At 63.5% G+C, this 11,930-nt stretch carries 11 protein-coding genes; 2 read left to right on the plus strand and 9 right to left on the minus strand.

Annotation, left to right across the window (positions count from 1 at the left end; translation table 11 throughout):
- Window positions 1-21: 21 nt before the first annotated feature.
- The 3 genes from ACUXVX_RS04740 to ACUXVX_RS04750 form a co-directional block, all read right to left on the minus strand.
- On the minus strand, window positions 22-1,857 hold the full coding sequence (locus tag ACUXVX_RS04740; protein ID WP_446310591.1) for a TRAP transporter permease: 1,836 nt from the start codon (window positions 1,855-1,857) through the stop codon (window positions 22-24).
- Window positions 1,858-1,929: 72 nt separating this feature from the next.
- Window positions 1,930-2,889, minus strand: a complete 960-nt coding sequence (locus ACUXVX_RS04745) for a TAXI family TRAP transporter solute-binding subunit (protein ID WP_446310592.1) — start codon at window positions 2,887-2,889, stop codon at window positions 1,930-1,932.
- Window positions 2,886-3,683: an SDR family NAD(P)-dependent oxidoreductase gene (locus tag ACUXVX_RS04750; protein ID WP_446310593.1), complete on the minus strand. Its 798-nt coding sequence runs from the start codon at window positions 3,681-3,683 to the stop codon at window positions 2,886-2,888. Before ACUXVX_RS04750 ends, ACUXVX_RS04745 begins: the two co-directional genes overlap by 4 nt.
- 111 nt (window positions 3,684-3,794) lie before the next feature.
- Here ACUXVX_RS04750 and ACUXVX_RS04755 point away from each other — a divergent pair, with 111 nt between their 5' ends.
- Window positions 3,795-4,442 (plus strand): GntR family transcriptional regulator, encoded by a 648-nt coding sequence (locus ACUXVX_RS04755; RefSeq protein ID WP_446310594.1) that lies wholly within the window; start codon window positions 3,795-3,797, stop codon window positions 4,440-4,442.
- A gap of 6 nt (window positions 4,443-4,448) precedes the next feature.
- On the opposite strand, the gene ACUXVX_RS04760 is transcribed toward ACUXVX_RS04755, so the two are convergent.
- From ACUXVX_RS04760 to dctP, 5 genes are read right to left on the minus strand one after another with little or no spacing between them, the layout of a single operon-like run.
- Window positions 4,449-5,966 carry a malonate--CoA ligase gene (locus tag ACUXVX_RS04760; RefSeq protein ID WP_446310595.1) on the minus strand — a complete coding sequence of 506 codons (1,518 nt, stop codon included), beginning with the start codon at window positions 5,964-5,966 and terminating at the stop codon, window positions 4,449-4,451.
- Window positions 5,967-5,971: 5 nt separating this feature from the next.
- Window positions 5,972-7,219: a malonyl-CoA decarboxylase gene (locus ACUXVX_RS04765; protein WP_446310596.1), complete on the minus strand. Its 1,248-nt coding sequence runs from the start codon at window positions 7,217-7,219 to the stop codon at window positions 5,972-5,974.
- On the minus strand, window positions 7,216-8,532 hold the full coding sequence (locus ACUXVX_RS04770) for a TRAP transporter large permease (protein ID WP_222470641.1): 1,317 nt from the start codon (window positions 8,530-8,532) through the stop codon (window positions 7,216-7,218). Before ACUXVX_RS04770 ends, ACUXVX_RS04765 begins: the two co-directional genes overlap by 4 nt.
- Window positions 8,532-9,113 (minus strand): TRAP transporter small permease, encoded by a 582-nt coding sequence (locus tag ACUXVX_RS04775; RefSeq protein WP_222495718.1) that lies wholly within the window; start codon window positions 9,111-9,113, stop codon window positions 8,532-8,534. The genes ACUXVX_RS04770 and ACUXVX_RS04775 overlap by 1 nt, the downstream gene beginning before the upstream one ends.
- A 58-nt stretch (window positions 9,114-9,171) precedes the next feature.
- On the minus strand, window positions 9,172-10,152 hold the full coding sequence (gene dctP, locus ACUXVX_RS04780) for a TRAP transporter substrate-binding protein DctP (protein ID WP_446310597.1): 981 nt from the start codon (window positions 10,150-10,152) through the stop codon (window positions 9,172-9,174).
- Window positions 10,153-10,285: 133 nt separating this feature from the next.
- Between dctP and ACUXVX_RS04785 the strand changes: the two genes are divergently transcribed.
- On the plus strand, window positions 10,286-10,942 hold the full coding sequence (locus ACUXVX_RS04785; RefSeq protein ID WP_446310598.1) for a GntR family transcriptional regulator: 657 nt from the start codon (window positions 10,286-10,288) through the stop codon (window positions 10,940-10,942).
- A gap of 36 nt (window positions 10,943-10,978) precedes the next feature.
- Here ACUXVX_RS04785 and ACUXVX_RS04790 read toward each other — a convergent pair whose 3' ends face one another.
- Window positions 10,979-11,914 carry a LysR family transcriptional regulator gene (locus tag ACUXVX_RS04790; RefSeq protein WP_446310599.1) on the minus strand — a complete coding sequence of 312 codons (936 nt, stop codon included), beginning with the start codon at window positions 11,912-11,914 and terminating at the stop codon, window positions 10,979-10,981.
- Window positions 11,915-11,930 lie beyond the last annotated feature (16 nt).

Raw genomic sequence — 11,930 nt, forward strand, 5'->3', positions numbered from 1 at the left:
CAGCCTGACCCGGCATCTCTCTCACAGAAGTCCCGGCCCGAAGATCACCGCGCCGCCGGCACCGATGAGGAGCGCAGTTGGCACCACCTTCCGCATCCCGATCAAGCCAAAGGAGATAAGCGCGAGACCGACCGCGATCTGCGCAAATGCCAGCAGGGCCATCACCGGGGTTTCGGCAAGGGTCAGGATTGCCGGATTGGCGATCATCCCCAGCGGGATGATGTAGAGGCCGACCCCGAGTGCCATCGCCGTGATTGCCACCTTCAGCCAGTTCTCCCCGATCATCCCGGCTGCAATGAACACCGCCCCGCAGACAGGCGGGGTGATCGTTGAGAGCAGCGCGAACCAGAAGACGAAGAGATGCGCCTGAAGCGGCTCCAACCCCAGTTGGGTCAGTGCGGGCCCTGCCACCGAGACGCAGATCACATAGGCCGCCGTTGTCGGCACCTCCATCCCGAGCAGCAGGCAGGCAAGAGCCGTCAGCAGCAGCGAGGGCCAGAGCATACCGCCTGAGCCTTCGAGGATCAGAGAGGTCAGCTTAACCCCCAGCCCGGTGATCGACAGCACGCCGATGATGATGGACGCACAAAGGATGATGGCCGCGATCATCGAGACCTGACGCGCCGCATTGAGGATCGCCGAGCCAAACCTCTCGATGACTTGCGCCCGGTTCACCTGAAGCTTGCCATTGATGAAGAGCAGTGCAGCGCCAGCGAACACCGCGAGGGCAGCCGAATATTCAGGCGTGTAGCCCGCCGCGAACATCGCCGTCAGCAGCGTGGTGAAAGGCACAAGGAAGAAAAGCGAGGTGATCAGCACGTCCCGCCCGGCTGGCCGGTCTTCACGGGCGACGCTCTTCAATTCGGTGTGGCGGGCGTAGGCATCAATCCCTACCCAGACTGCCACGAAAAACAGGATCGCCGGCAGGATCGCAGCGGCCATGATGGAGGTGTAGGGGGTGCCAGTGAGTTCGACCATCACGAAAGCACCCGCGCCCATCAGCGGCGGCATGATCTGGCCTCCCGAGGAGGCAACAGCCTCAACGGCGGCAGCAAGCCGCTTGGGATAACCCAGCTTTTCCATTGCGGGCAGGGTGACGGCGCCGGTCGAGGCCACGTTGGCCGAGGCCGAACCGGAGATGGAGCCAAAGAGTGCGGAGGATATCACGGAGACTTTCGCCGCCCCGCCCTTCAAACGCCCGGCGGCAGCGGAGGCCACGTTCATGAAGCCTTGTCCGGCTTCGCCAGCGTTGAGCACGGCGCCAAAGATCACGAAAATCGAGACAACGCCAACCGAAACCCCGGTGAGCGAACCCCAGATCCCGCCTTCTGCAATGGTCAGAGTGCCGAGGAAGCTCGCAAGTGGAATTCCCGAATGCCCGAACTGGCCAGGTATGTGTTGGCCGAAGAGGCCGTAGAGCAGGGCAAGGGTGGCCACAAGCGGGAGGGGCCAACCAATGGCGCGTCGCGCGGCTTCGATCACCACAGCCAGCAGGGTCACGGCAATGACCACCTGCCATGTGCTTTCCAAGAAACCGTATTGATCGGCCAGCAGGTTGTAGTTCCAAGCAACCCAAAGCGCAGCGCCTGAGCCGATCGCCGCCAACACTGCGCCACTGGCCTTCTGGCCTGGCGAGGCTGCACCGAGAACAAGCACGAAGGGTAGGATCAGCGCCATATGCACAGGGCGGCTAACGAGGTTGGGCGCGAGCCCGTAAAAGACCAGCCCGATGTGATAAATCACAACCAAGGCGGCAAGGGCGAGCCAGAAGGGGGCGCTGAAACGAGTGGCCAGCGCAAGCCAAGGGCTCCCGGCAGGCCGGGGCGAGGCGACGGTATCCATGTTCGGGTCTTTCACGGCGAGAGAGAGCTGGGGCGCAAGTGCGAGGCCGGACGCCCACTTCTGTGAGCCCCAGCCTCGCAGTAGGACTTACATGTCGCCGGACGGCAGGGCGATGCCTTGCTCTTCATAGTAGCGGGCCGCGCCCGGGTGGAAGGTGCCGCTCACCTCCCCCAGCAACTCGGTGCTCACGCCATCCCACCACGGGGCCATGCCAGCCATCTCCGCCTTGCTCTCCCAGAAGGTCTTGGTGAGCAGGTAGGCGGTGTCATCACTCATAGCCGTGGTGGTGAAAGCGACGACCGGCAGCGAGGTGGTGTTGATGTCCTCGGTCTGTCCGGCATAGGTGCCTGCCGGAATGGTGATGGCGGTTCGACCGGTCTGTGCGATTTCTTCTTCCGACATGTTCAGCACGGTGACAGGGGTAGAGGCCGCTGCCTCGATCACATTGGGCGCAGGCCAGGAACCTGCGGTCACGAAACCATCGATCTGTCCGTTCTTCAGCGCGGCGACCGCGTTGGAAAGCTCGGCATCAGCGATCTCGACCTTGCCGGTCAGCCCGAAGATCTCGATGTACTTGTCGCCCTCGGTGGCGCCGAAAGAGCCCTTGCCCAGCAGCACCGAGTGGCCCTCCATATCCGCCAGCGCGCTAGCGCCGGTCTCGGCAGACATGACGAAGTGCATCGTCAGAGAGGGGATCGGAAAGAGCGCGCGGATCTCGGAGAACTTGGGGTCGCCCTTTCCCTCGAACGGACCGGTCCCCGCAGCGGCGGAGGTGGCAAGCGCGGGCGGGGTGGTAAATACGTAGTCGGCGCCGCGGGCGCGTACTTCCATCACGTTCTGCACCGAGCCCTGGCTCTCTTCGATGGTCATGATGACTTCGCCATCGGTGCCTGCCTTCAGAGCCTCGGCCAGCTCGACACCCATCTGATAGTAGGACGAGCCGGTTTTGGCCGACTTGTAAGTGATACGGGTCTCGGCGCCTGCCGCGACGGCCGCGAGCCCCGCGAGGGCGAGGCCCAGCGTGGTCGATTTCAGGAATGCGTTCATTGGTTTGTCTCCTCCATGACAGAATTCTCCTGCGCCTTTGGCGCCACTTCGGCACCCAAGGGCATCTTGTGCGCGCCCGCAAGGTGCGATGCGGCAAAGAATGTAGCGCTTGCGCCGCCGTCGACCGGAAGCACGTGGCCCGTGATGAACCGCCCGGCGTTTGAGCTGAGGAACATGGCCGCGCCAGCGACCTCCTCGGCAAGGGCAGCGCGGCGCAAGGGCGTGCGCTCAAGCGCGCGGGCGCGGTCATGCGGGGCTGACCCCATGCCACGCCCGGTCGGGCCGGGGGCCACTGCGTTTATGGTAATGCCCTCTGGGCCAAGCTCGCCAGCCACCGCATGGATGAAGCCCGAGATGCCACCTTTGGAGGCGGCGTAGGCCACGCGGTTGGGAGCGCCACGCAAGGCGTGAATCGAAGAGATATGCACGATGGCACCAGCGCCCTCGGCCTGCATCGCGCGCGCAGCGGCTCGGGTCACGCGGAACGCCCCGCCAAGGTTGGTGTCAATCGTGCGCAGAAAGTCGGCTTCGCTGGTTTCAAGCAAGGCGCCACGCGTCATCAGGCCTGCGCAGTTGACCACCACATCGAGCCCGCCCAAGCGCTGGATTGCGGCAGCGAAGGCGTTCTCCACATTAGCCTCGCTTTGAATGTCCACGGCGGCGGTGCCAACTGCCCCAGGCAGGTCGCTGGGCGCCAGATCCAATCCGAACACCTTGTCACCACGGACGAGTGCAGCCTGCACTACGGCACGGCCGATTTCGCCACTTGAGCCGATGACGATCGTTCGATACATTGTCAGTTAGACCTGCTTATTATCGATGTTAATGGACAATATCGGATATTTTTGGAGTTGCAAGGCGAAATGAATCCGGAGAGTTCGGGGGCGGAGCGAGAGAGCGGCGGGGTGATCCACTCGGCGACGGATGCTTTACGCGATGACATCTCTGCGGGCCGCCTTTCACCGGGCCAAAAACTCAAGGTCACATGGGTCCGGGAGACCTATCAAATCAGCGCCGCGTCTGCCCGAGAGGCGCTCTCCCAGCTCTGCGGCGAGGGCTATGTGGACGCGGTCGAGCAACGCGGTTTCTTCGTGTCGGACATGACAACCGAAGCCCTGCTCGACAACACCCGCCTTCGCGCCGAGCTCGAATCGCTTGCGTTTCGTTGGTCGGTAGAAAGGCACTCGCCGGAGTGGCGGGCGGGCATCGTCAGTAGTCACTTTCTGCTGAAGGAGGCCGAGGCTGCGATGCTCGAGAACCCATCACAAGCGGTCCGAAACTGGGATGACCGAAACAGGGCCTTCCACATGAGCCTCATCACCAACGCAGGCTCACCTGCACTGATCGACTTGATCCGCGACCTCTATGACAAGACCCGCCGCTTCCGCATCCACGCCTATTTGCGCCTGACGGAGACAGGAGCGTTAGAGCAGAGGTTGCAGCGCAGCGCCGCCGATCACGAAGAAATCGCCGAGGCCGCGCTGGCGCTGGATGCTGCCCGGGGCGAGCGTGCGCTTCGCGCGCACATCAATAAGCCGAACGGTGCCAGCTGACCCAGCTCAGCTCTCGGCGAAGGCATCCTTGTAGGTGTCGCGCAGCAAATTCTTCTGGACCTTGCCCATCGTGTTGCGTGGCAGGCTTTCTGCCACCACCATCCTGCGCGGATGCTTGAAACGGGCGAGCTTTGTGCTCACCTCGGCTTCGATGGCGTCGATGTCTGGGCCGGTGCCCGGCTCGGGTACCAGAACGGCAAGGACTGTCTCGCCAAAGTCGGCGTGCGGCACGCCGATCACGGCGCTCTCGAGCACACCCGGCTGATCATCCAGCAGCGTTTCGATCTCCTTGGGGTAGATGTTGTAACCGCCGGAGATGATCAGATCCTTCCCGCGCCCGACGATTGAAACGTAGCCGTCACTATCAACCATTCCGAGGTCACCGGTGATGAAGAAACCATTTTCCCGCAGCTCCGCTGCGGTCTTCTCCGGCATCTCCCAGTAGCCCGTGAACACGTTCGGTCCGCGCACCTCAATCTGGCCAATCTCACCCTGCGGGAGCTCTGCGCCGTTGCCCGGATCGGTGATTTTGAGTTCGACGCCCGGAAGGGGGAAGCCAACGGTCCCGGCACGGCGCTCGCCGTCGTAGGGGTTGGACGTGTTCATATTGGTCTCAGTCATCCCGTATCGCTCGAGGATGCGCTGTCCGGTCCGCCCCTCGAACTGGCGGTGGGTTTCGGCCAGCAGCGGGGCGGAGCCGGAGATGAAGAGCCGCATATGCGCAGCAGCCTCGGCGGAGAAGCGCGTATCACTGAGCAGGCGGGTGTAGAAGGTTGGCACTCCCATCATCGTCGTCGCGCGCGGCATCTGTTCGAGGATCACGTCGAGGTCGAACTTCGGCAGGAAGATCATCGCCCCGCCAGCCGCAAGTGTGACGTTGGTCGCAACGAAGAGCCCGTGAGTGTGGAAGATCGGGAGAGCATGTAGCAGCACATCCTCCGCCGTGAAGCGCCATTCTTCGGCCAGCGTGAGGCAGTTCGAGAGAAGGTTCGCCTGGGTCAGCATCGCCCCCTTCGAGCGGCCCGTGGTGCCGGAGGTGTAGAGAAAAGCAGCGAGATCACCCTCGACACGGGCGATGGTGTCGAACGCCTCTGGCAGGCCTGCAGCGTTGTCGGCAAAGCTGCCGGCCCCGTCCGCGCCTAGCGTGAGCAGGGTCGCGCCCGCCCCGTTCGCGACAGGCCCCAGCGCCTCAGCGCGTGCCGGATCGCAGACCAACAGCTTCGCGCCGCTGTTCTCGACGAAGTAGCTGACTTCATCCGCCGTGTAGCCGGTGTTCAGCGGTAGGAAGATCACGCCAGCCTGAACCGCGGCGGCATAGAGTGCCAGCGCCTCGGGGCTCTTCTCGATCTGCACAGCCAGCCTGTCACCCGGTTCCAACCCGGCAGCGACCAGTGCATGGGCGAAGCGGCTGGCTATCGCCAGAAACTCCGCGTGGCTGAGGCTCCGCCCGTCAGCCAGCTGCAGAAAGGGGGTGCTCTTGCCCGCATGGGCGCCGAACAGCCGGTCGTAGAGAGGGTTGGCCATCGGCGTTACTCCTGAGTCAGTGTCTTGTCGGCCGCTTGGGCGAGCGCCCGTACCTCTGCGGAGGCCGCAATCTCGCCGCCCTCGGCAAAGCGCTCATGGTTTTGGGTCACGCGGGAGAGGTCGTAGAGGTAGTTCACCATCACGCCGTGTGATTGCGCGTTGCCCTTCTCCGATGTGTCAGCCCTAGTGTGAAGCATGTGGACCTGCGCCCCATTGCCCAAGTGAAAGCGCGCAACCGGGTCGCGCGGCGCGTCACCCCGGCCCTTGGCTCGTGTGAGGTAATAAGCGGCGAGCTGGCGCAGGCGGGTATCGTCGCCGGGCTCAAGCTCCTGCTCCTCCATCCAGCCCGCAAGGCCGGGAATGGGGGAGAGGGTGACAAAGGTCGAAAGCCCCGGCACTTCGGCAGAAAGGTCGGAGGCCACCTGCTTGATCAGCGAGTTGCCAAAGGAGATGCCCGCGAGCCCGGCCTGGCAGTTGGAGATGGAGTAGAACACCGCCGTGTCGGCTTCGGCCTCGGGAAGGGCAGGGCGCCCCTCGGCCAGCAGAGCCTGCACCGATCCGGGGATGCCCTGCGTCAGCGCAACTTCGACAAAGATCAGCGGCTCCGAAGGCATGGCAGGGTGAAAGAAAGCAAAGCAGCGCCGATCGGTCGGCTCCAGCCTGCGCCGCAGATCGGCCCAGGAGTGGATGGCGTGCACCGCCTCGTAGGCGGTGATCTTCTCCAGCACCTGCGCCGAGGTCTCCCATGAGATCGGGCGCAGCACCAGGAAGCCCCGGTTGAACCAGCTAGCGAAGAGGTGGCGAAAGTCGAGGTCGAGCGCCATCAGCGCTTCATCGCCGTGGCCCAGCCGCAGCAGGTCGGCCCGCATCTGAACCAACGCACCAGTGGCCCCGGGCACTTGGTTCAGCCGCCGGATCAGTTCTTGGCGCGGAGGTTCCGACGCCGCCATGAAGGCGCGGTAGCTGGCCTTGGTCTGGCCTTCGCCGAGAGCCTCCAGCGCCGCCCGCACTGCTGCCTGATCGACCCCCAGCGCGCCCGCGAGGAAGTGGAAGAAGGCAAGCTTCGCCTCGTCCTCCAATGCAGCGTAACGGTCGAGCATCGCGCGGGCCAGCGCGAGGCCCGACATTTCGCCGGAACTGCCAATAAGGTCCCGCGCCAGCTCTTCCAAGCTTCGGTCACCAAGCCGGGCGGCCGCATCGGACCGCACCCGGCGCTCGAAGACGGTCGAGAGCAGATCGGCCAGCAGGGTCATAGCTCTGGCCCCATCACCGCGTCCGGCAACCATGTGGCGAGGCCGGGGAAGAGGCAGAGCAGCACGATGGCCAGAACCATGCAGGCGACAAATGGCAGGGAGCCTTTGAGGATGGTCTGCAACCGGATGTCGGGCGCGATGCCGTTGATGACATAGAGGTTGAGGCCCACGGGCGGCGAGATCAGGCCGATCTCCATGTTGATGGTCAGCACCACGGCAAACCAGATGGGGTCGAACCCGGCGGTTGTGATGATCGGCAGCAGGATCGGTGCAGCCATCAAAATCACCGCGACCGGCGGCAGGAAGAAGCCCGCTACCAGCAGGAAGAGGTTGATAGCCCCCATCAACACCCAGCGGTTGGCTTCCAACGTTCCGATCCAGTTGGCGATGGATTGGGTGATGAAGAGCGATGAAAGCATGTAGCTGAAGACGCCCGCAGCGGCAATGATGAAGAGGATCATCACGCTCTCGCGGGTGCTGTCGCGCAGCACCACCCAAAGGTCATTCGGGTTCCACAGCCGGTAGATGATCACCGCGACCATGAGGCAAAGCAGGGCGCCAACCGCTGCAGTTTCCGAAGGTGTCGCCACCCCGCCATAGAGTGCGTAGAGCACGCCGAGAATGATGAGGATGAAAGGCACCACGCGGGGCAGGATTTCCAAACGCTGTCGCCACGAGTAGCGCGCGCCGGAGAGCAGGTTGGTGTCGCCCGACTTCCAGGTGGAATAGAGCGACCAAGCCATGAAGAGCATCACCAGCATCAGACCCGGCAGTACACCGGCAAGAAACAGGCGGCCGATCGAGGTTTCGGTCGCGATCCCATAGACGATCATGGTGACGGAAGGCGGAATGAGGATGCCCAGCGTGCCGCCCGCTGCAATGGAGCCCGCCGCGACGCCATCGGGGTAGCCGCGCTTGCGCATCTCCGGGATGCCCATCTTGCCGATGGCCGCGCAAGTGGCGGGCGAGCTACCCGACATGGCCGCAAAGAGCGCGCAGGCCCCAAGGTTGGAGATCACGAGGCCGCCGGGCACCCGGGTCAGCCAGCGCTCCAGCGCTTCGTAGAGATCGGCCCCCGCGCGGGTCGAGCTTATTGCCGCGCCCATGATGATGAACATCGGGATCGAGAGCAGGGCGAAGTTGTCGAGCTTGCCGAAGAAGATTTCGGGCAGAAGCGAGAGCGAGCGCATCCCGTCGAAGACGATCAGGAAGCCAGCCGATACGACCAGCAGGCCCGCGCCAACGGAGATGCCAGAGAAGAGAACGAGGATGGTGAAGACGGCGACCAGCGCGCCAAGAATGAGCGGATCCATCAGTGGCCCTCCCGTCCGTCGGTGAGGCCTACATCAGGATCGAGCCCGAAAGGTGTATCGTAGCCAGCCAGCAAGGCCCAGAGATCGGCGGCCACCTGGCAGGCGTAAAGCCCGAAGCCCACCGGCAGGGCGAGGTAGGGAACCCAGAGCCGTGGGTTCCAAGGGGAGTTCGAGGTTTCACCCCAATCCCAGGCCTCGTGCCAGAACTCATAGCCGTAAAACAGCATCATCCCGATCACCGCCAGCGTCAGCAGTTGAACGAAGATCGCCAGCGCCTTGCGGGCAGCGGGGGGCAGCATCAGCGGCAGCAGGTCCACGTTCACGTGGCCGCGCAGCAGTTGCACATAGGGCAGGCCGAGCATGGTGGCGGCGATGACGATGTAGGTCACGCCTTCGGTCTGCCAGATCGTGGAGCCGTTCAGCACCCAGCGGATGAAGATCATCTGGCAGGTGATCGCGACGGCAGCGACGATCAGCAGCGCGGCGAGGACGCCGCACACCCGGCTGAGCGCGCCAATGGCCCGCAGCAGGGGATTGCCGCCGTGGCGTGCGGCGGGAGTGGGATGGGCAGAGCCGGACATCGGGAAATCTTTCAGCAAGGGGCGTCCCGGCAGGCATGCCGCCGGGACGCAATAGGCATCACTCGACGGAGAGCGCGAGGTCGAGCAGCTTCTGGTCCTGCTCCGAGCCCTCTTTGAAGGCCTTGTACGAGGTCTCCTGGGCAATCGCCTGCCAGGCCTTGAACTGCTCTTCGGTCATCTCCGAAATTTCGACGCCGTTCTTCTCGAAGGTGTCGCGGGCCTCTCCGTCTTCGCGCTTGGCCTCTTCAAGGTAGAAGGCCTGCGCTTTCTCGGCGGCGGCATCCAGCGCGGCACGCTGCTCGTCCGTCAGGTCGTCGTAGACGGATTTGTTCATCATCAGCGGCTGGTACATGAACCAAAGCGCGTAGTCGCCCACAGGGGTGAAGCACTTGGCCTGCTCATAGATGCGGTAGCTGACAAAGCTCGACGATGAGGTGTTGGCCGCATCCAGAACGCCCGTCTGCATGGCGTTGTAGATTTCGGCGGAGCTCATCGAGGCAATCGAGGCGCCGGCACCGGCAAGCATCTGCTCGAATGCCTTTCCAGCGGCGCGTGTCTGCATGCCCTGCACGTCTTCGGGGCCGGTGATGCAGCTGTCCTTGCCGGCAAAACCACCTGCAAGGTAGCCGTGGACCAGCACCATCACGTCATCCTCGGCCATGATCTTTTCGATCTCGCCCATGAACTCGCTGTCGTTCATTCGCGCGGCATGGTCGTGGTTTTTGACGAGGCCGGGCATGAGGGTGAGGTTGTAGGCATTGCGCAGCCCGCCTGCATAGGAGAGCGGGAACACGATCATGTCGACCTGCCCGCGGCTCAACGGCTTGTATTGCTCGCGCGCCTTGAACAGCGATTGGCTGGGAAAAATCTTGATCTCGAGATCGACACCGGCGGCGGCAACATCGTCGGCCACCATCTGGGCCACCTTGTGGCGCACGTCGCCCTCTGACCACTGGTGCGAGAGCCGCAGCTCTTTGGCGTCAGCGGCAATGGTTCCGGCAAACAGCGCGGCGGCCGCCGCGAATGCGGTGTACTTCATGGTTTCCTCCCTGGGTTTTCGGTCCTTATGGACTCCTCCGACGCAAAGCCTTGCATCCATTGTTTTCAGGGTCAACTATTTTGTATACAATTTTCCACTTCTTGTGGGCAACTTTTGGCGCTAGAGTGGAGGCATGGAGAGGAAACGTTCAGACAACATTGCCGAAGAACTGGAGGGTCTGATCCTCGGTGGTGTGTTCACCCCGGGAGAACGGCTGGACGAGGTGCAACTCGCTGACCGTTTCGCGGTCTCCCGCACGCCTCTCCGTGAAGCCTTTCACCGCCTCGCGCTCTCGGGGTTGGTCGAGCACATCCCGCATCGCGGCACCTTCGTGCGCCAGCCTGGCCCGGTGGAACTGATCGAGATGTTTGAGGTCATGGCAGAGTTGGAGGCCACCTGCGCCAGGCTGGCGGCGGCCCGTATCACCGACGAAGCCCTCGACGACATGCGCGCCACCAATGCCCGCTGTCTGGCCGCCGTCGAGGCCGCTGACCATGATGGCTACTACCACGAGAATGAGCGCTTTCACGCAATCCTGTATCGGCAGTCGGGCAACGGTTTTCTGGAGGGTGAATGCCTGCGGCTGCACAAGCGCCTCATGCCATTCCGCCGGATGCAACTCCGCCTTCGTGGGCGGTTGCGTCAGTCGATGAGCGAGCACGAGGCCATCGTAGAGGCGCTGCAGCGTGGTGCCGCCGATGAGGCTGCCGAAGCCCTGCGGGCCCATGTGGCAGTGCAGGGCGAGAAGTTCCACCACCTGATGGCCGGGCTGAAGCAGGCTGCAGAGTAGGGTGTATCGCCAGACGCGGTGCTGCCCGGTTGGGGCTTAGCCACGCTCCACGATCTGGGCATCCCAGACGCCGGAGTGAACTGCCTCGCGTGCGTGGCTCAGCAGTAGGTCGCGGATCGCTTCGGAGGCATAGGTCGGCGGCCGTGAGGCAAGGCGAGTGAGGTGCAGCGTGCGGGAAAGTTCGGGCTCGATGATCGGCCGGGCGATGATGGTCCCTCGGTCAAGTTCATCCTGCATGAAGAGCTTGGTGCCGATCACGCAGCCCAGCCCGGCCACCAGCGACCCGGCGATGGCCTGCACCGAGTTCATCTGAAGAACCGCGCGGGCCTCGATCTTCTTCAGCAGAACTGTGTCATCCAGAATGGCCCGGGCAGAAATTCCCTGCCGCAGCAGTATGATCGGCAGGCCGAGCACCTCTTCAAAACGGATCGGCTCGTCGGTGTCGCCGATGATCTCGGGCCGCCCTACGCAAACGAGGGGCTCCTCCAGCACTGGCACGGAGTCGAACATCGTGTCGGTCGGCGGGTTGTAGATGAGCGCCATATCAACTTCGGCGGCCATCAGCGTTGGCAAGGCAACACCCGAGAGGCTCTCGGTCAGCGCCAGTTGCACCGCCGGATAATCTCGCACCACCTGGCTGATAAATGGCACGCCGATCGCCTTGACCGCCGAATACGACATCCCAACCGAGACTGGCCCCGAGATTTTGCCCTCCTGATCCGCCATATCCGCCTCCGCCGATGTGACCGCCCGAAGGATCGCTCGCGCGTGCTCATGCAGCCGACGCCCGGCTGCTGTCGGCTCCATGCCACGCGGCTTTCGCAAAAAAAGCGGTTGGCCGAAGCGCACTTCGAGTTGAGCAAGGTGATGGCTCAGCGCGGAGGCGGCGACATTGAGGTTTGAGGAGGCCCGAGAAAGTGAGCCGTGCTCGCAGATGGCGGCGAAGTACTGAAGCTGACGCGTATCGAGCATTCTGGTTTCCAGAAAG

The organism is Vannielia sp. SX4, assembly GCF_052828525.1.